At 66.6% G+C, this 18,967-nt stretch carries 22 protein-coding genes; 4 read left to right on the top strand and 18 right to left on the bottom strand.

Going from position 1 to position 18,967, the window contains the following annotated elements:
- The 9 genes from eccD to DQP58_RS06315 form a co-directional block, all read right to left on the bottom strand.
- On the bottom strand, positions 1-442 hold a 442-nt coding region (gene eccD, locus DQP58_RS06355), incomplete at its 3' end, for a type VII secretion integral membrane protein EccD (protein ID WP_112707634.1).
- The gene (locus DQP58_RS06350; protein WP_112707618.1) at positions 439-1,464 is read right to left on the bottom strand and encodes a MinD/ParA family ATP-binding protein; all 1,026 of its coding nucleotides are present in this window, start codon (positions 1,462-1,464) and stop codon (positions 439-441) included. The genes DQP58_RS06350 and eccD, both read right to left, overlap by 4 nt.
- 128 nt (positions 1,465-1,592) lie before the next feature.
- Positions 1,593-2,423 carry an ESX secretion-associated protein EspG gene (locus tag DQP58_RS06345; protein WP_112707617.1) on the bottom strand — a complete coding sequence of 277 codons (831 nt, stop codon included), beginning with the start codon at positions 2,421-2,423 and terminating at the stop codon, positions 1,593-1,595.
- Positions 2,424-2,539: 116 nt separating this feature from the next.
- Positions 2,540-2,827 (bottom strand): WXG100 family type VII secretion target, encoded by a 288-nt coding sequence (locus tag DQP58_RS06340; RefSeq protein ID WP_007771836.1) that lies wholly within the window; start codon positions 2,825-2,827, stop codon positions 2,540-2,542.
- 51 nt (positions 2,828-2,878) lie between these two features.
- Positions 2,879-3,193, bottom strand: a complete 315-nt coding sequence (locus tag DQP58_RS06335; protein WP_040630553.1) for a WXG100 family type VII secretion target — start codon at positions 3,191-3,193, stop codon at positions 2,879-2,881.
- Positions 3,194-3,295: 102 nt separating this feature from the next.
- Entirely contained in the window at positions 3,296-4,477 is a 1,182-nt protein-coding gene (locus DQP58_RS06330; protein ID WP_066870100.1) for a PPE family protein, read from the bottom strand.
- 32 nt (positions 4,478-4,509) lie between these two features.
- The gene (locus tag DQP58_RS06325) at positions 4,510-4,815 is read right to left on the bottom strand and encodes a PE domain-containing protein (RefSeq protein WP_066870097.1); all 306 of its coding nucleotides are present in this window, start codon (positions 4,813-4,815) and stop codon (positions 4,510-4,512) included.
- A 248-nt stretch (positions 4,816-5,063) separates the two neighbouring features.
- A complete protein-coding gene (locus tag DQP58_RS06320; RefSeq protein WP_112707616.1) occupies positions 5,064-5,462 on the bottom strand; it encodes a VOC family protein in 399 nt (132 codons plus the stop codon).
- Positions 5,463-5,526: 64 nt separating this feature from the next.
- Positions 5,527-6,855 carry a sensor histidine kinase gene (locus DQP58_RS06315; RefSeq protein WP_066870089.1) on the bottom strand — a complete coding sequence of 443 codons (1,329 nt, stop codon included), beginning with the start codon at positions 6,853-6,855 and terminating at the stop codon, positions 5,527-5,529.
- A gap of 227 nt (positions 6,856-7,082) precedes the next feature.
- Here DQP58_RS06315 and DQP58_RS06310 point away from each other — a divergent pair, with 227 nt between their 5' ends.
- From DQP58_RS06310 to DQP58_RS06295, 4 genes are all read left to right on the top strand, one after another.
- Positions 7,083-7,724, top strand: coding sequence for a TetR/AcrR family transcriptional regulator (locus DQP58_RS06310; protein WP_066870086.1), 642 nt, complete (start codon positions 7,083-7,085; stop codon positions 7,722-7,724).
- Entirely contained in the window at positions 7,721-8,932 is a 1,212-nt protein-coding gene (locus DQP58_RS06305; protein WP_112707615.1) for an acyl-CoA dehydrogenase family protein, read from the top strand. Before DQP58_RS06310 ends, DQP58_RS06305 begins: the two co-directional genes overlap by 4 nt.
- A 62-nt stretch (positions 8,933-8,994) precedes the next feature.
- A complete protein-coding gene (locus tag DQP58_RS06300) occupies positions 8,995-9,414 on the top strand; it encodes a hypothetical protein (protein ID WP_112707614.1) in 420 nt (139 codons plus the stop codon).
- 30 nt (positions 9,415-9,444) lie between these two features.
- The gene (locus DQP58_RS06295; protein WP_112707613.1) at positions 9,445-10,662 is read left to right on the top strand and encodes a GNAT family N-acetyltransferase; all 1,218 of its coding nucleotides are present in this window, start codon (positions 9,445-9,447) and stop codon (positions 10,660-10,662) included.
- A gap of 5 nt (positions 10,663-10,667) precedes the next feature.
- Here the strand turns inward: DQP58_RS06295 and DQP58_RS06290 are convergent, their stop codons facing one another.
- From DQP58_RS06290 to DQP58_RS06250, 9 genes are all read right to left on the bottom strand, one after another.
- The gene (locus tag DQP58_RS06290; protein ID WP_165827806.1) at positions 10,668-11,573 is read right to left on the bottom strand and encodes an alpha/beta fold hydrolase; all 906 of its coding nucleotides are present in this window, start codon (positions 11,571-11,573) and stop codon (positions 10,668-10,670) included.
- Positions 11,574-11,867: 294 nt separating this feature from the next.
- A complete protein-coding gene (locus tag DQP58_RS06285; protein ID WP_112707633.1) occupies positions 11,868-12,569 on the bottom strand; it encodes an ABC transporter permease in 702 nt (233 codons plus the stop codon).
- 71 nt (positions 12,570-12,640) lie between these two features.
- A complete protein-coding gene (locus DQP58_RS06280) occupies positions 12,641-13,585 on the bottom strand; it encodes an aliphatic sulfonate ABC transporter substrate-binding protein (RefSeq protein WP_430915700.1) in 945 nt (314 codons plus the stop codon).
- A gap of 20 nt (positions 13,586-13,605) precedes the next feature.
- Positions 13,606-14,391: an ABC transporter ATP-binding protein gene (locus tag DQP58_RS06275; protein WP_205869355.1), complete on the bottom strand. Its 786-nt coding sequence runs from the start codon at positions 14,389-14,391 to the stop codon at positions 13,606-13,608.
- A gap of 95 nt (positions 14,392-14,486) precedes the next feature.
- Positions 14,487-15,602, bottom strand: a complete 1,116-nt coding sequence (locus DQP58_RS06270; protein ID WP_112707609.1) for an ABC transporter substrate-binding protein — start codon at positions 15,600-15,602, stop codon at positions 14,487-14,489.
- A 16-nt stretch (positions 15,603-15,618) separates the two neighbouring features.
- The gene (locus DQP58_RS06265) at positions 15,619-16,407 is read right to left on the bottom strand and encodes an ABC transporter ATP-binding protein (RefSeq protein ID WP_240629583.1); all 789 of its coding nucleotides are present in this window, start codon (positions 16,405-16,407) and stop codon (positions 15,619-15,621) included.
- On the bottom strand, positions 16,404-17,228 hold the full coding sequence (locus DQP58_RS06260) for an ABC transporter permease (protein WP_112707607.1): 825 nt from the start codon (positions 17,226-17,228) through the stop codon (positions 16,404-16,406). Before DQP58_RS06260 ends, DQP58_RS06265 begins: the two co-directional genes overlap by 4 nt.
- Entirely contained in the window at positions 17,225-18,052 is an 828-nt protein-coding gene (locus DQP58_RS06255; RefSeq protein ID WP_112707606.1) for an ABC transporter ATP-binding protein, read from the bottom strand. Before DQP58_RS06255 ends, DQP58_RS06260 begins: the two co-directional genes overlap by 4 nt.
- Entirely contained in the window at positions 18,049-18,918 is an 870-nt protein-coding gene (locus DQP58_RS06250; RefSeq protein ID WP_112707605.1) for an ABC transporter permease, read from the bottom strand. Before DQP58_RS06250 ends, DQP58_RS06255 begins: the two co-directional genes overlap by 4 nt.
- Positions 18,919-18,967: the final 49 nt, after the last annotated feature.

The raw sequence follows: 18,967 nt of genomic DNA, 5'->3' as shown, positions 1-18,967 counted from the left end.
CCATGGCGATCACCGCGACCGCGGTGTGGGCGGCGGTCAGCGGCGTCACCGGCGCGAACATCCGATCGCCACCGTCGCGGCCCAGCCACTTGCCCATGGCCGCCAATCCCGTGGACAGCGACTCGTACTGCGGTTCGAACGACTCGCCGTCCACCCTGGGCACCAGCACCAGGGTGTCGCCGTCCTGGACGCCCAGCTCGTCAAGGCTTTTGTTGATGTCGAGCCGAACGCCGTTGATCTTGTGCAGTTCGTAGCTGCCCGCCGGCAATGCGATGCCGTCAAAGCCTTTGCGCTTCAGGTCGGCGTCGAACAGCTCGACCATTCCCTCAAAGAATCCCTCCATCGGAATTCCGGCGGGAAACACCTGGGAACACAGATGCTTTTCGTAAGAAATGTTGACCGCACAACGCGCCGGGAAAGCGACCTTATGCGGCGCTGTCACGGCACCGACCGCTCGGCGTCAGGAATGTATTTATCCGCCAGCCCGGCGGTGATTTCGAAGAGACGCAATCGCGTTTTCTTCTTGAGCTCGTGAACGGTATCGATGATGCCACCTTTGGCGAGGTGGGGATCAAACGGCACCACTTCGACCGTCGCACCGACCTTGGTGAAACGCTCGGTCAAGTACGCCAACGCGTCCTTGTCGGTGATCTGGTCGGTGTGGTTCACAATTACGGTGCTGCGCGAAACCAACTCGTGGTAGCCCTGCGACCGCAGATAGTCCACCGCCCGCAGCACCGGGCGTGACCGGTCCGCGGTGATACCGGAGACGAAGACGAGCGTGTCGGTGTTCTCCAATACCGGCTTCATCACCTCGTGTTCGAGGTCGGGGGAGGTGTCGACGATCATCACCGTGTGGGTGCGCCGCAGGCGCGACAGCACCCCGGAGAACATCGCGGGCACCAGCGGCCTGGGCTGGTCGGAGGTCCGGTTACCGGCCAGGACATCAAGCCCAATCACGTTCTGTCCCAGATGTTCTCGAATATCCGCGTAACCCTGGACATCGGTGTCGTTGATGATTGCGGTGTAGTCGCCGGGCGGGGATTCGTCGATGCGGTCGGCCAGCGTCCCGAAGCCCGGGACGGCGTCGATCGCAATCACGTTCTGCGGACGGCATTCCCGGAACACACCCCCGAGGCAGGCGACGAGCGTGGTGACGCCCACGCCGCCCTTGCCGGAGACGACCGTGATGACGTATTGCCGTCGAATATGCCGTCGGATGCGATTCTGCAGGTCGCGGTAGTGCCGTTCCCGGGGGGACTCGCCGGGATTTATTTTATGAAAAGAGATGGTGTAAATGAATTTCCGCCAGCCCGACCCTGGTGGAATTTTCCGCGGCGCGGCCAGATCGGTAATACGCATGGTGTCCGAAACCGAATCCGGGAAGTTGCTGGCCCCTGACGGATCCCCCCGTCTGAGCGCTCCTTCGTCCGACATATTCGGGTCATTCCAAGGGCTCGTCACGACGAGATGCTAACACGGTTGGCGATACCGCGTTTACTCGTTCAGAAACCTTTCAAGCACGACAGACGTTGCTATTCCAAGACTTTGGTTATCTAAGTTACTTTCGCCAGTTCGCTTGCGGCGCACCGTCACACCACTCGCCGATAGGAGTGCCACTCGTCGCCCGCGGGCAATCGGCGGATGAGCCGTTGAATCGCGCCGCCGATGTCGGTGCGCGACCCCGGCGAAAGAATCTGGTACTGACGCTGCCCCGAGGTCACGCTCTCGATGCAGATCCGGCCGGCGGGGGTGTCGACGATGGACACCGTCGCATCCCCGACGGCGATCCGCGCCAATTCGTCCGGTCCCACGCCGGCCTGCAGGCCCACGATGTTGGCGTGCGCGGATCGCGCGGGATCGGCGGCCGTCAGCACCATCTGCAGCTGGTCGGCGTCGAGGCGTTGTTCCAGCAGGAACGACCGCAGGCTGGCGGTGTCGCGAACCGAGCTCAGTAATTGCTCGGTATCCAGGGTGACCGGGCGCAGCGGCGCCGCCTCGGCCACGCCGCAGAGCCGCTCGATCTGACCCACCACCAGGTCCCTGGCCGATGCCTCGTTGTTGGCCGTGCCGGCGGGATACAACCGCACCATGTCGGCGTGGCGTTCCAGGACCACCCACCATGTCGCGAAACGGCAGATCGATGCCCGCGTCGGCTCGCGGCCCGGGACCCCGATCATCACCAGCAGCCCCAGGTCGCGCCGCAGCAGGACCGTCAGCCACTCGCGGATCATCGGGTCGACGTCGCCGGCCTCATCGAGCGCACCGGCGGCCATCAGCGCCGCGGCCGCGGGGTGGCTACGGGCGCGCTCGGGGGTATCCAGGCGCGGCAGCATGGGCCGCAGGCCCAGCTCAGGGCAGGTTTGCTCCACCCCTGTGATCGCCTGCAAGACCCATAAGCCGTCGACCGTGGTGGTCAGCATGTCGCCTTACCTCACTCAGTGGGACGCCCGACCGGTGGATAAGAGACCAAAAGGTGGGGCACATACGCCCGGCGCATCTGCCCCACCCTTGTTTGTCTCGGTCTGGTTGTGCGGACTCAGAACAGACCGGCGATGTGCTGGTCGGTGCTGAGCGCGTTGTCCAGCACGTGGGAGGTCGTCACCCCGTGCTGGCGGATGGTGTCGATGAGCCCCTGCAGCCCAGACAGCATCTGGGCCTGGGCCTCGAAGAAGCCCGATGCGCCGTGGCCGGCGAAGAATTCCTGCAGGGCGTGCGTGCGGTTGGAGGTGTCGTCGAAAATCGACTGCAACTGGCCGGCGCGGGAGGCGACGTCGGTGGCGAAGTCGGCTACGGCTCCCGGGTTATAAGTGATCGGGTCGGACATGGTGATTTTCCTTTCAAAAGACCATTAATGAAATGACGAATGACTGGGTGATCAGGAGCCGTGGCCGCCGAATAGCGCGCTAAAGGCGTGCGAGGAATCCGCCTCGTGGCCTTCCATCAGCGCCGCCGCCTTCGTCAGGCCCTCGGCCAGACGCGTGCCGCCGGTCAAGACTTTATTCAAGTCGTTTTGAACCTCGATGGCCGTCGCGTGCGACGCCGTCACAGCAGAGCCAGACCAGGTGGACGGGTTCATCACGTTTTCTTGATTCGCGACGTATCCCTGGCCAATCCCGATCGCGTGCTCCATGTTCGCTTGGATAGCGTTGGAAGCATCGCGAAGCATTTGCGGTGTTACTTTGATTGTCACGGAATTCTCCTTCTCCGGTGGGCCGCCCCCCGTGAGGGCATGAAGCGAAGTGTATGGCGGCTATTTGGACCTGTCGATTCACCTTTCACCAGGGGGTTGGCTTCACACTCGAGCGTCGACGACCCGCACGGTCGCGGGCTGGTCGGCCTTGTCACGGGAGCCGCGGTCGCCTCCCGCCCCGTGCCCCACGGGCATACCGCCCATCGGAGCACCACCCATCGTCGTGGTCTGCGGTCGCAGGGCCTCGGCGCCTAATGCCCCGGCCGGTCTCAGGCCCACCGGCCGGCCACCGGTGGCGGGCTCGAAGGCGCTGACCGGACGGGTGAAACTCGTTGCGGGCACGCCCGCACCGCCCACGGATGCGCCCCCGCCGACGCCGGCCTCGGCCGCGGAAAGCCCGGTGGTGGCTGACACCGTCGAGACGGCCGGGGTCGCCCCGCCCATGCCTAAGGCACCCGGATTGGAGAACATGCCCATCAGCGGCTGCATCATCTGCATCGGCGCCTGCATCATCTGCATGGGGGCCTGCATCACCTGCGGGACCGCTCCCATCAGCTGCTGCGCCGGCTGCATCAACGAGGTGGCCTGGCTCATGAAGTCCTGGCCACCCGAGGCCGCCCGGCCGGCTCCCTGCGTGCCGGTCTGCGCGCTCTGCATGGCGGCGCGCATGCCGTCGCCGGCCCCTTGCTCCGCCGCGGACTCGCCGATCGCCGCGGCGGCCTGCGCGGGCGCGGCCGGTGATGCGCCCATGGTGGCGACCGGCGGCGGAATGGTCAGGCTTTGCGACAGGGCCGTCAGGATCGTTCCGTAGCTGGCTCCGACGGCGGAGTTGTTCGGCCACATCGACCCGAAATATTCGAGCTCCAGCGACGTGATGCGCGGGGTCAGTGCGCCAAGCACCAGCGGGTTGATGCCGTAGTCGGTCGCGGTCTCGGTGCGGTTCTCGATGCACTCGGGCGCGGGACGCATTGATCCATAAGCCATTTGATACGCCGAGACCGCGGTCGAGACCACCGCCGGTTTGACGTCGACCCAGCCGGCCAGCCCGTGCAGTGACGCGTTCAGTGCGGTCGCGTTTGCCGCCGAGGCCAACGAACCCGAGCCCGTCCAGCTCGCCGATGTCGCGACGGTGTTGATCGTCGACGCGATGCTGGAGCCGTGATGAGTTGCCGCCAAGGCGGTCCAGGCGGCCTGGTTGGCCAGGTGAGTGATGACGCCGGCCCCCGCCTTGAGCAGCAGGTCGTTTTCCTCAGGCGTACGCGCAGCCCACCCCGGATCGGCCATGCGTACTTCCCCCTCTATTACGTCGCTGGGCCCTAGGCCCCGATTGCCATCGTCAAGCTGCGCATGAGCTCCGTGACGACATACGTGCTCGAGGCGATACTCTGCGCACCGGCGAACAGGCCGCGCTGGGCGGCGTGCTCGGACACTACGCCCAGATAGCTACCGCCGCAGGCGTTGAGCGCCGCGGCGAACATGGCCGAATCGGGGTCCCCGCCCATGGGCAGCACCCCCAGCAGGACGGGCGCCGCCGCCGAAGCGGCCGCCTCGGTCTCCGCGCTGATCGCCGTCTCGGTGCTCGAGGACGCCAGAACCGTTTCTGGCCCGACTGATACAACCATGATTTCCCTCCGAACGCTCAACCCAAATCCACGTGCTTGGGGCCTTAGTGTAGTGCGGTTTCGTTGATCTTGTATTCACTGCGACTATGGCCGGACTCAAGGCCCGGAATTCGCTTAAGTAACGCCAGTCCCAAGCGTGAAATCACTGGATTCCCAGACGGAGTCGTCAATAAACCTCAGTCGCCACTCAAGGCTCGGCAGCCACAAATGCACCTCCACCACCTTCGGTGCATTGTGACGCGCTTAGTTTAATCACGGTCGTGATGGCACACCGCTTCGAGTTTGATGCCGAATGGGTCATACCAGAACGTGGCGTAATAATGGCCGGGATATTGCGGGAAATGGCTCGGCGGATGAATGACCGAACCGCCGATTCGAACGACGTGATCGTGCACGGCTCGCACGGACGACCGGTGCCGCACAGTGAATGCCAGATGTTGCAGCCCCGCTTGCTGCGCCGAGTACTCGTGCGCCTCGAGCGCCGGATAGAAGAACAGGAAAGTGCCCGGCTTGTTCTGGGCGGGTCGATAGGAAAATTCGTCGTCGGCATGAAAGAACGGTTCAAAACCGACAAGGGGCATCAGCGCGTCGTAGTACCGTTTCGCGGCTGACAGATCGGGCACGTTGATGCCCAGGTGGCCGAGCATGCCTCATTGTGCGATATCGACGGCGCGGTGCGCGCGGGGGTGGGCCGGCCCGGGCGATCCGCCGCTAGGCCGGTCCGCGCCCGTCGCCGGCCAACCGCAGCAGCAACCGGGTGCCACCGAGCGGACTGGTCTGCAATGCCGCTGTGCCACCGTGCAGTTCGGCCTGCTGGGCGACCAGCGCCAAGCCCAGCCCCGAGCCCGACCGCGAGGCCGTCGAGCCCCGGGCGAACCGCTCGAAGACCGTGGCGCGTTCGGATTCCGGGACCCCGGTGCCGTCGTCGTCGATCGCGATCTCCACGCCCTCCCCGGAACTGCCGACGGTCAGCAGGATCTTGCCGGCGTTGCCGTGTTTGACGGCGTTGGCGATGGCGTTGTCGATCACCAGCCGCAGTCCGGTGGGCAGCCCGATCATCAGCACCGTCGGCGACGGCACGAGCGAGACCTCCACATCGGGATAGACGCGCAGGGCGTCGTGGGCGGCGCGATCGAGCAGCTCGGTGATGTCGAACGGGACGAAGTCGTCGACGGTCGTCAGCTCGCCCTGGGCCAGCCGCTCCAGCGCGGTCAGCGTGGCCTCGATGCGGCTCTGGGTGCGGATTACGTCACCGATCACCTCGTGACGCTGCTCGGGCGGCAGGTCCAGCGTCGAGAGCACCTCCAGATTGGTGCGCATGGCGGTCAACGGCGTGCGCAACTCGTGGGAGGCGACCGCGGCGAAATCGCGGGCCGATTCCAGCGCGGCCTTGGTGCGCTGCTGCTCCTTGCCGATGCGGGCCAGCATTCCCTCGACCGCCTCGGCGATCTCCACTGCCTCGCGCACGCCGCGAACCTGTACCTCGTCCGGGCTGGACTGGGCGTTGATCGCGCGGGCCTGCTGGGCCAGCAGCAGGAATGGGTTGACCATGATCAACGAGATCACCCAGCCCACCACGACGGTGCCGCCGATGACGCTGGCGCAGATCAGCAACACCCGCAGGTGCAGTTCGTTGATCCGATGCTGGGCTTCGGCCAGCGGCGCGGCCAGCGCTATCGAGGCGGGGCCCGCGGTGAAGGTGCGGACCCGGTACTGCACCCCGTTGATCGTGGTGTTGGCATAGCCGTCGGGAAGCTGGGGCAACACGATGCTGCTGGGCACCGACACGGTCACGCCGCCGATACGCGCGGTGCGCACCAGGTTGCCGTCGGGCGCCGGCCGGTCCGGGCTCGCGTGCTCGGCATTGTTGAGCAGGCTGCTGATGTCACCCAGACTGCTGACCGAATCGAGCCGACGATCGAGCTGGCTGTACTGATCGTTGGTCACGCCCACCCACACCCAGGTGCCCAGCAGGACCACGAGCGTCATCACCGATATGGCGGCGACGATGACGATGGTGCGTAGCGACAGCACCCGCATCGGCAGCTGTACACGCGGTAGGACGCGAATGTCAGGCTCCTTCGGTGGGGTCGCCAATCCTTCTCGACAAACCTTGAGTACAACCCTCACAGCAGTACCGGTTCGGCGCGATCAAGCACAGTGGCGTTTCGCAAGAATTTAACGCTAACCGCATCGCACGCTCCCCCGTCACGTGCCAAAACCGGGCCGATTTTGCCCTGACCAGGGTGAGTGAGTACTCTCTCACCATGCTCGCCTCGGGACGTGACCGGCTGCTGTCCGCGGCCCTGCGGCTCTTTGCCGCCAAGGGCTACGCGGCGACGTCGGTGGCCGACATCCAGCGGGAATCCGGCCTGGCGCCGGGATCCGGGGCGCTCTACAAGCACTTCGGCTCCAAGCGCGAACTCCTCGAGGCCGCGGTCGCGCACCGGATCGACAGCATCGTGGCCGCGCGCGAGCAATACGACGCGGGGCAACCGGGCAGCGTCGAGCGGGCGGTGCGCATCGCCGGCCAGCTCATCTGGAGCAACCTCAAGCAGAGCGAGGACCTGCTCAAGGTCATGCTGCGCGAGCCCGACGAGCTCGGCGATCTCGATGAGAAGACGTGGCAGGTGATCACCGACAACGCCTACCAACGCTTCGCCGACGAGCTGGCCGCGTCGAATCGGTCCGGCCGCACCAGCATTCCCGACCCGGAGGCGGCCGCGGCTGTCGCGATCGGGTCCCTGTCCTACGCGGCGACGCTGCAGGCGCTGACCGGTCGTCTCCCGGGCAACACCGACGAAGAACGGTACTTCGAGGCGTGGGTAAACCAAACGGTCAGCGTCCTCGCCCAGTACACAAACCCTCGAAAACCCTTGAACACCAATGATTCAGGAGCGCAGCTGTGACATTCTCCATGCAACTGTCCGACGACGTGATCGAAGTGCGCGACTGGGTGCACAAGTTCGCGGCCGACATCATCCGTCCGGCCGCGGCCGAATGGGACGAACGGGAGGAAACGCCGTGGCCGGTGATTCAGGAGGCCGCGAAGGTGGGGCTCTACTCGCCTGACTTCTTCGCGCAGCAGGCCGCCGAAGAGACCGGGCTGGGGATGCTGACCGCGTTCGAGGAGATGTTCTGGGGTGACGCCGGCATTGCGCTGTCCATCATGGGCACCGGGCTGGCCGCGGCGGCGCTGGCCGGCAACGGCACCCCCGAGCAGCTGGGCCGCTGGCTGCCCGAAATGTTCGGCACGGCGGACCAACCCAAGCTGGGAGCCTTCTGCTCGTCGGAGCCCGACGCGGGGTCCGACGTCGGCGGCATCCGCACCCGGGCGCGCTACGACGAGGCGGCCAATGAGTGGGTGCTCAATGGCACCAAGACCTGGGCCACCAACGGCGGAATCGCCAACGTGCACATCGTGGTGGCCTCGGTCTATCCCGAGCTCGGCACCCGCGGCCAGGCCAGCTTCGTAATCGGTCCGGACACCAAAGGTTTGGCGCAAGGCCAGAAGTTCAAGAAGCACGGAATCCGCGCATCGCACACCGCCGAGGTGGTCCTCGACAACGTCCGCCTGCCCGAGGACGCCATCCTGGGCGGCCGGGAGAAATTCGAGGCCCGGATCGCCCGGGTCAAGTCCGGTGCCTCCACGGGTGGCCAAGCGGCGATGAAAACCTTCGAGCGCACCCGGCCCACGGTCGGAGCGATGGCCGTCGGTGTGGCCCGGGCCGCCTACGAGTATGCGCTCGAATACGCCAGTCAGCGCGAGCAATTCGGTCGTAAGATCGGCGAATTCCAGGCCGTGGCGTTCAAGCTCGCGGACATGAAGAGCCGCATCGACGCGGCCCGGCTGCTGGTGTGGCGGGCCGGCTGGATGGCGCGCAACAACCAGAACTTCGACTCGGCCGAGGGTTCGATGGCCAAGCTTGTCGCGAGCGAGGCCGCGGTCTACGTCACCGACGAGGCCATCCAGATCTTGGGCGGCAACGGATACACCCGCGACTACCCGGTGGAGCGGATGCACCGTGACGCGAAGATCTTCACCATCTTCGAGGGCACCAGCGAGATCCAGCGTCTGGTGATCTCGCGGGCGCTGACCGGGTTGCCTATCCGCTAGCAGGGCCTGGGGCGCGGTGGCGTCTGATAGCTTCTGCGGCACACCAACCGTTAGGGGCTGACGTGAAGCGTGCGGTCATCGCGGCACTCGGATTCGTCCTCGTTGGCTGTTGTGTCGGCGCGCCCCGGGCGACCGCGGACAACCCCGCGTGCACGGCGTCGACATGCGCGTTTTTGTCCCCGTCCCGCAACATCAGTTGCGAGATCGACTACCAGCGCGATCCCGGCATCCCCGACGAGGCCTACTGCCAAACCAACGAGCCGCCCGCGTCCGTGCGCCTGTCCACCACCGGCGCGGTGACGAACTGCACGGGCATGTCGTGTCTGGGCAACGCCGGCATCGGCACGCCGGTTCTGGCCTACGACCACACCGCCGGCGTGGGTCCGTTCAGTTGCACCTCCAAGCCCGACGGGGTCACCTGCACGGTGTCCTCGGGCCGCGGGTTCACGATCTCCAACGCGGGGATCACACCCGTCGGGTGACGTTGTGGGCCAAGCAGACATGATGACCGAATGAGCACCGAGATCCGGGTTCTCGACACCGAGGACGACCTCATCGCCGCGGCCAGATTGTTTCGCACCGCGATGGTGGGTCTGCCGCCGCTGTCGAACCTGCCGCCCGGCCAGATCACCAGGCTGCTCGACCCCGGCCGCACCATCGGCGCGTTCGTCGACGGAGAACTCGTCGGGACCGCGGACGCCGTGACGAGCACGCTGACCCTTCCCGGTGGGGCCACGGTGAACCACGCCGCCGTGACCCACATCGGCGTCCTGCCGTCCTTCACCCGGCGCGGCATCGCCACCGCATTGGTCGGCCACCAGCTGCACGACGTCGCCGCGCGCGGCGAGGTGGTCGCATCGTTGCGGGCCTCGGAGGCCACCATCTACGGCCGGTACGGCTACGGGGTGGCCAGTTCCTTTCAGAGCGTGGAAATTACGACCGCGCGGGCGGCGTTTCGCCCCGGCGTCGGGTCGGGCGGTCCGGTGCGCCTGCTGGACGCCGCCGCGGTCTGGGAACTCCTGCCCCGCATCTATGACGCCAACCGACCGTCGCGGCCCGGCACCATCGACCGTCCCGGGGTGTGGTGGGAAAGCGCCCGGCTTCGCACCGAATCGTCCTCGGGGGCCTGGTATGTCGCGGTGCACGGCGACCCGGGCGCCGAATCGGGTTTCGCGCGCTACCGGCCGATCAATACCGAGAATTGGTTCGTCAGCGAGCAGCGCACCGTCGTGGTCGAAGATTTCTTCGCGCCCACCGCCGACGCGTATCTCGGGTTGCTGCGTTTCCTGCTCGGCCTAGATCTAGTTGACCGCGTGCTGTTTTGGATGCTGCCCCTCGACGACACGCTGCCCTGGCTGTTCCTCGATCGCCGGGCGGTGAAAGTCACCGCGGTGCACGACGAGACGTGGCTGCGGGTCGTCGACGCGCAGCGTGCGCTGGCGGCGCGATGCTATGTCGGCGACGGAAGCGTAACCATCGCGGTGGATGACCCACTGCTGCCGAATAATTCGGCCACCTTCAGCATCACCGGTGACGGTGCCGAACCGACGACGCGCGGCGCCGACGTCCGTGTCGGGATCGAGGGTCTGGGCGCCGCGCTGCTCGGCGGCACGAGCTGGCGCAGCCTCGCCGGGGCGGGGCTGGCCCGCGCCGACGATCCGGTGGCGCTGGACGTGGCCGATCAGCTGTTCGCGGTCCCCGAGGCACCCCACGCCGGGACGTTCTTCTGACCGGGTCAGCGGTTCGGGTCCGACCGCCGCACCGCCAGGCGTACACCGGCCGCGACCACATCGGGCTGGTGAATTTGGACGAAGTGGTCACTGCCGGTGGCGATCAGGTGCGGGGTCTGGGGCCGCAGCGCGATCAGATCCGCCGAGGCGTCTCGCCACGCCTGTTCCAGCTTCACGCCCTCCTCGGGTGCGACGGTGCCCGGGATCGCGAACGGCTCGGTCCTCGTCAACACGACGGTCGGGACCGGCGGGAAAGCCGGAGCCGTGCCGACTTGTTCGACGCTCTTGTCGATGTCGATCTCCTCGAACGTCGGCGAATTCGCGAATTGGGGCAACGGCTGGTCCAACGCTTGCCGAAACGTCGGCCAGTCCGGTCCGAGCAGACTCGGTATCTCGACGGGGAACGCGTCGACGAACGCCAGGGCCCGCACCTGATCCGGGTACGTCTGCGCGTACAACCGGATGAACAGCCCGCCAAGCGAGTGGCCGACCAGAACGTACGGGCCCGGAAGGTGGGCGGCGGCCAGTAACGCATGCAGATCTTGGACCACGTCCCGCGCGGTGCGCGGCATCGGAACCGGTGTGCTGCGGTCGGTGATGCTGGGCGGATCGGGATAGCGCAGCGTGCCGGGCCGGTCGTAGGCGCAGACTCGGTGATCAGCGGCCAGGGCCGTCAATACGGCCGGGCCGGTGGCCGGTGCGGTGGCGTCGGAGTTACTCCACGGATCCGACGAGTTGTGATAGCCGGACTCCAAAATTATTGTCGGGCCGCCTTTTCCGCGGCACGTGAGATAGAGGTGCCGCCCATTGCCGATCTCGACCGAGCCCGCGAAATCACCGCCAGATCGCGGTGCGCCGCGCTGCGCCGCGTCGCCGCACCCCGCCATCGCAATCAGCAACGCGAGGGTCAACAGGCATCGGCGAACACCCTCAGCGATCCTTTGGGGCTCTCGCATCGCACGCATCGCGCTATTGTGCGGGTAAGCCGTCCCCACGTGAAACCTTGGGCACCAAGATGGAGCCCGACTACGGCTACGCACGCAACTACATCTGGTCTACTCACCGCGGGCTCACCTGATGCAGCGGGCCTTTCACTCGGAGGGCACCCTGATCCTCGCCGGAGCACCACTGATGGCGCGTGTACCCGACAACGCGAGGGCCCGTGGCCTTTTGGGTGTCGCTTGGCTGCTCACTGCCGACGCAGACTACCCGCGTCGCCGCACGATCCGGGTCCCCACAGCACCCAAGGCGCCGTCGGTGAGCTTGCCCAGGCCGGCCAACAGCACGATGGCCAGCAGCATGACGTCGGTGCGGCCGCTGTTCTGGCTGTCGATGAGCAGGAACCCGAGTCCCTTCGAGGACGCGATCAGTTCGGCTGCGACCACGAACAGCCACGCGTTGGCCAACCCCAGCCGCAATCCGTTCACCAGCTCGGGGGCCGCGGCGGGCAGCATCACCGCCGTCAACAGCGAGGCACCGTGGCGCCCGTAGGCTCGCCCGACCTCCAGCAGGTGCGGATCGATGTGGGCGAGCGCCGATGCCGTCGTCGTATAGACCGGGAAGAACGCGCCGATGGCGACCATCAGGATTTTCGGCGTCTCGTCGATGCCAAACCACAAGAGCAGCAACGGCACCCACGCCAAGGACGGCACGGTCCGGAAGGCGGCCAGGGTGGGCGCCAGCAGCCTGCGCACGGTGACCGACAACCCCACCAGTGAGCCCAACGCGAGCGCCACGCCGGCCCCGGCCAGGTAGCCGACCAGCACCCGCGAACCGCTGGCCTCCAGATGGGTCCATAGCTCGCCGTGCCGGAGCAACCCACCGAGTGCGGACACCACGTCGCCGGGGGGCGGCAGCTGGCTGGGAGCGAAAAACCCGGTGACCGCCGTGGCAAGCTGCCAGGTCACCAGCAGCAATACCGGAACGATCAGACCGACCAGCGCCACCGGCAACTTCGCCAGCCGCCCGGCCTTCGGCGTCAGCGCGCCTGCTGGGCGAACTTCGGCTCGAACAGCGTGTTCAACGCGTTGCGGCCGGCGTCCTCGGATTTGATGTCGCCGTCCGCCACGGCCAACGGCACCACCCTGGTCAGCACCGCGCGCAGCGAATCGTCCGGCACCGGCGAGATGTCCAACGCAGTCCGGCCCAGCTCCTCTTGCGCCACGCTCAGCGGCACTTTCGCCTGCGAGGCCAGCAATGCCGCCAGCTCGGCCGGGTGCTTCGTCGCCCACTTGCGGGCCTCCTCGTAGGTACTGACCACCAACTGGACGGAATCGGGATGCGCCGAGATGAAGTCCTCACGCACGTTCAAGACACCTCCGGAGTTGAAATCGGGGTTGCGGTAGATGATGCGGGAACCCTGCTGCTGAATCGTCTCGGCCATGAACGGGTCCAATCCGGACCACGCGTCGACGTCGCCGCGCTCCAGAGCGGTCTTGCCGTCGGCGTGCTGCAGGTTGACGATTTCGATGTCGGCGGGCGAAAGTCCCGCCGTGGCAAGCGATTGCAACAGGAAGAAGTACGGGTCGGTCCCCTTCGTGACCGCCACCTTCTTGCCCTTCAGGTCGGCCACCGAGTTGATGGGTGAGTTCTTGGCAACAACGAGCGCCGTCCACTCCCCTTTGGCGTACACGTCGACGGTCTTGATCGGTGTGCCGTTGGCCCGCGCCAACAGGGCGGGCGAACCGCCGGTGGAGCCGAAGTCCAGGGCCTTCGACCGTAGCCCCTCGTTGGCCTTATTGCTGCCCTGCGACAGCACCCAGGTGACGTTATAGCCCTGCTTTTCGAGCAGGTGCTGATCGCGGATGACCAGGCTCAGCGGGTTGTAGTAGGCGTAGTCCAGGTGCAGGTCCTTCGCCGTCGCCGTGCCATTGCTCGAACCGCAGGCCGACGCCGCGGCAACTATTACGGCCGTCACCGCCATCGTCATCAGATACCGCCGTTTCACGACGTTTTCGCCTCCTCATCGATCACGGACGACGCGGTTGCACCACTGCGTCGGGGCACGCCGAGTTCGTCCAGTAGCTGATCACGCAGCGCGGTGATGCGCGGGTCGCCGCGGTCGCGTGGTTTGGCAATCGGGATGACGAACTCCGCCACGATCCCGGCGCCGCCGGTCGCATCGGCGCGCAGGATCAGAACCCGGTCGGCAAGAATCACCGCCTCGTCCACGTCGTGCGTCACCAGCACCGTGGTGGTGCCGGCCTCTTGTTGCACCGTGTCGAGCAGGTCCTGCATGCGCAGGCGGGTCAACGCATCGAGGGCGGCCAGCGGCTCGTCGAGCAGCAGGACGCTGGGGCGCCGAGCCAGGGCCCGGGCCAGGCCAGCACGCTGCGCCATGCCGCCGGACACCTGGCGCGGATAGTGATCGCGAAACTTGGTCAGGCCGACGACGTCCAGCCAGTGCTGCACTGCGGCAGAGCCTTTCGACCGCCCAGCACCCGGTGACAGGCCGAACTCGACGTTGGCCGACAGCGACCGCCAGGGCAGCAGGCGGGGTTCCTGGAACACCACGGCGCAGCGCGGGTCGATCCCCCGGACGGATTCGCCGTCGATCTCGATCCGTCCGGCCGTGGGCAGGTCCAGGCCGGCGATCAGTCGCAGCAGCGTCGATTTGCCGCTGCCCGACGCCCCCAGCAAGGCGACGACCTCGCCCGGTGCGATTTCGACGTCGACGTCGTGCAACACGGTGTGCGTGCCGAACGTGCGGTTGACGCCGCGAAGTGACACACGGGCCGGCGCCGGATTGCTCGTCGTCACCCGGGCAGCCTAGGAACGTCCCCGGCCGGCCGCCAGGTTTGCGTTGATCGTGATTCGAATGTGGCCTATTGCGCCCGAACGGATCCCACGCCGATGGCCGGATTGACCCCGGCGTCGCGCAGCACCGCGGTGGCGGTATCCGGCTGGACCGCACCGTCGGGCAGCGTGGCCGCCGGTATCGCCTTGATGCGGTAGAGGAAGTCGGTAGCCGTCTTGATCAGGTCGGCGCTCTCACCGGTGGGCGTGAACGGAAGGCGCAGCCGGATGCCCTCTGTGCTGCCGCCTTGCTCGGCGGGCCATTTGCGGTAGAGCGAGTCGCGCAGGTCGGCCGCGGAATAGCCCTCCGTTTGGCTCTGGGCGAGGCGCACGATCTCGTCGGCATTGGCCGGATCGGCGAGGTAACGCTGGGCGTCGAGTTCCGCCTTCAGCCAGCTCTTGGCGATGTCGGGATGCTTGTCGGTGAACTCCTTGTCCATTACCAGGAATCCACCGTCGTGCTGGCCGGTAAGCGCGCCGCTCGCAACGCGTTTGGCCAGTCCGGCGTTGATCAGTTTCGACGGCACCGGCTCCCAGACGATGGCGGCGTCGATGGTGTGGTTCTGGAAGCTCGAGGTGATCACCTCGATGCTCTGGTTGAGATAGGCGGCCGGTTTGATGCCCAGGGCATCGAAGCTGGCCTGGGCGATACGGTCGGTGCAGCTGCCCTGTGGTGTGGCGACGGTCTTGCCGTTGAACCAGGCCAGCGCGTCGCGTTGGTTGGCGAAGTTGGGCGCATCGGGCCGCACCAGGAACACGCCGCATTGGTCTTCTGAAAGCCCCAGTGTGGCAACGATTCGCAAGTCTCGGGTGCTGCGCTTGCTCACCCCGACGATGGACGGCATGTCGCCCACGTAGCCGATCTGCTGTTTGCCGGCCAGCAGCTGGCTCACCACGATCGAGCCCTGCAGGCCGACCTGGAAGTCCACCGTCGAGCCGCTCGGCAGGTATTTCTTCCAGAACTCCTTGCCCCGCATGACAACACCCGACCACGCCTCGGTGTAATACGGCTGGTAGCCGACGGTGAGGTGCACCGCCCCGCCGCTGGAGACGATGTCTTTGCCGCCGATATTGCCGACAGCCGCGCAGCCGACGGCGGCCAGCGTCGTTACCAGGGCAACGGCGAGGGTGTGTTTCAGTCGCATCGGCGTCTTTCTGTCGTCAGCGGTGCGCCGCTGTCGGGGCTCGCAGCAGCTCCATGGCACGGTGTTTGATGTCTTGCAGGCGGTCGTCGTTTAGGAGGTCGATCCGCTGGCGGGGGCGGGCCAGCTCGATGGCGAACTCCTCGCGCACCTGGGCGGGACGCCCCGTCATCACCAGCAGGCGGTCCGCAAGCAGCAGCGCCTCGTCGAGATCCGTAGTGATGAGCAGGACCGTCCGGCGTTGTTCGGCAAGGAGTTCGGCCGTGTACTCCTGCATCAGCTCGCGGGTCATCGCGTCGAGTCCCCGGAACGGCTCGTCGAGGATCAGCACCGCGGGCTCGTTGATCAGCGCGCGGGCCAACTCGGCGCGGCGCCGCATGCCGCCGGAAAGCTCTGCGGGATAACGGTTGGCGAATTCGGCGAGTCCCACCCGAGCCAGGACCGCATCCGCGCGCTGCCGCGCCGCCACCCTGTCCTCGCCGCGCGCACGCGGTCCGAACATGACGTTTTCGGCGGTCGTCAGCCACGGCATCAGCGCGTTCTCTTGAAACAGCAGCAGGCGATCGGCCGAGGGTCCGCGGGCCTCTTTGCCGTCGACGGCGATCAGGCCGCTGCTGGGCCGGTGATAGCCGGCCAGCAGGTATCCGATGGTCGTCTTGCCACCGCCCGAGGGTCCGATCATCGCGACGATCTCGCCGGGTTCGATGCGCAGCGAGCAGTCGTCGACGACGTGGATGTCCTCCCGGCCCTTACGGACGTGGAAGGACACGCGATCGAAAACGACCGCGCCGGTCCGGTTTCCGGTCATGCCGCCACGCGCCGCCATGGCATGAGGCGGTTTCCCAGCGCGCGCACCAGACCGCTCGACAGGTAGCCCGCGATGCCCAGGCTGATCATCGCCACGACAACCCGCGGTATGTTGTTGCCCTCGTAGGCGTTCCACACCAAAAAGCCCAGCCCGCCGTCACCGGACTGCTGGCCGCCGCCGGAAATGAGCTCGGCGGCCACCACGACCTCCCACGTGATGCCCATGCCGACGGCCGCCCCGGTGACCAATGACGGCAGCAGCGCGGGCAGCAGCACCCGTCGAAAGACGTATGGACGGCTTGCGCCCATCGAGCGTGCGGCCAGCACGTGCCTGCGGTCGATTTGTTCGGCACCGCCGACCGTGTTGAGCACGATCGGAAAGAGTGCACCCAGGAAGGTCACGAAGGTGATGGACAGCTCCTGAGTCGGCCAGAAAATGATCGCGATCGGCACCCAGGCCAATGGCGGTATCGGCCGCAGCGACTCGAATACCGGGAACACCACACGTTTGAACCAGGGACGGGTCGCCATCAGCAGGCCTAGGGTGCCACCCACCAGCAGCGCCACGGCGAAGCCGGCCAACACCCGCTGAAACGACAGCGACCAGCTGCTCCAATAGCCCGGCCTGACAAGGAGTTTCAGGAAGTCGACGATCACCGCAGAGGGCGCCGGCAGCTGCCCCAGCACGGGCACGCTGACACCGGTCCAGTTGCCGACCCGGGTGGCCAGCTCCCAACCGGCGGCGAAGACGACGATGCCGATCGCGCCGCGCCTCAGCGCCGACGCGCCCGCATGGTCGGCGCGCCGTAACAGCGTCGTCACTGCACCATCTCCCGCTCGCCCGCGTCGAAGGCACGCTTGGCTTCGTCGCGAACCGCCTCGGAGACCTCGCCGACGAGTTCACGAAAGTAGGGTGCGGTGATCAGGTCGCGGTCGCGCGGGCGGTCGAGGTCGACGTCGATCGTGGTCTTGGCCCGGCCGGGCCGGGTCGTCATCACGGTGACACGACTGCCCAGGTAGACGGCTTCCTCGATGTCGTGGGTGATGAAAAGCACTGTGACGGCGGACTGGTCGTAGATCTGCAGCAGCGCATCGTGCATCGCGGAGCGCGAGATCGCGTCCATACCCCGAAACGGCTCATCGAGCAACAGCACGGTCGGGTCCATGACCAGCGCGCGCAGAATCTCGACGCGGCGTTGCACGCCGCTGGACAATTCGCCCGGGTAATTGCGCGCCACCTCGCCGAGGCCGACGCCGTGCAGGCGCTCGACGGCGAACTCGGCCGCATCCCGGCGGCTCAGTCGCCGCTGGGCGACCAGGCCGTAGCTCACGTTCTCGGCGACCGTGAACCACGGGAACAAGGTGCTGTCCTGGAAGACCACCACCCGGTCCGGGCCGATCGTCGCGGTGGGACGGCCTGGGCCGCAGAGCAATTCGCCGTCCAGTTCGATTCGGCCCGAGGTGATGTCGGTGAATCCGGCGACGGCCCCCAGCAGTGTGCTCTTTCCGCATCCCGACGGTCCGACGACGACGTGCAGTTCGCCCGCGGCGATGTCGAGGCTGAAATCCTCCACCGCCACCACCGGGGTGCCCGTCGTACGGTACGCCTTGCCGACACCGCTCAGAACGAGGTTTCCCCCGCTCATGACCCGAGGCTCCGGGCCCGGTAGGCCATCAGCCGGTCACCGAGCAGTCGGATCAAAGCGCTGCTGGCGAAACCGATCAGACCGAGGGTGATCATCGCGATCACGATCGTCGGGTAGCGGGTGGTGGTGTACGAGGCGTTGATCAGATAACCGAGGCCGAACTGGCCGGCGATCATCTCCCCCGCGACCAACGAGAACCATGCGACGCCCATACCGATCTGCAGGCCGGTGAAGATGTAGGGCAGCGATCCCGGAATCACCACGGTGCGCAGCACCTCGCGCGGGCCGGCACCCAGACACCGCGCCGCCCGAACCAAGTTCTGGTCGATCGACTGAACCCCGAGCAACGTGTTCAACGTGACCGCGTAGAACGCTGCCAGGTACGTCAGGAAGATGACCGAGCCCTCCCTGCTGTGAAACATCAGCATTGCCAAGGGAACCCACGCGAGGATGGGGATGGGTCGGATCAACTCGAAGATGGGAAAGGTGTACTGACGAAATCGCGATGACCACCCCAGCAGCAGGCCTAGCGGGATTCCGGTGACCAGCGCCGCCGCGAAGGCGAGGGCGACGCGCCGAACGCTCGCCCAGATGTGCTCGTAGTACGACGCCGTGAAAATGGATGTGCCGTAGGCCGGGTTCGGGCTGAGCCACTCCCGGATCACCTCGGTCGGACCGGGAAGGCCGCGAAATCGCGGCAGCGCCAGCACGTCGACGCTCAGATACCAGCCGCCGAGGAACAGGGCGAAGCCGAGCAACGCCAGCGGCCATGTGGGCGACAAGATCCGGCGGCGGCCGGGCCGCGCCGCGGCCACGGTGCCGTGCGGGACCGTCAGGGGAATCGGCTCGGTAGAAAGGGCGCTCACGAGCTACCTTTCTAGGAGGACGGCGGCCCCGCGGCGCGAGTCGTCAACG

Source organism: Mycobacterium colombiense, assembly GCF_003284975.1.
In the GTDB taxonomy this organism is placed as follows: domain Bacteria; phylum Actinomycetota; class Actinomycetes; order Mycobacteriales; family Mycobacteriaceae; genus Mycobacterium; species Mycobacterium europaeum_A.
This window is presented reverse-complemented; position numbering and strand designations above follow the sequence as displayed.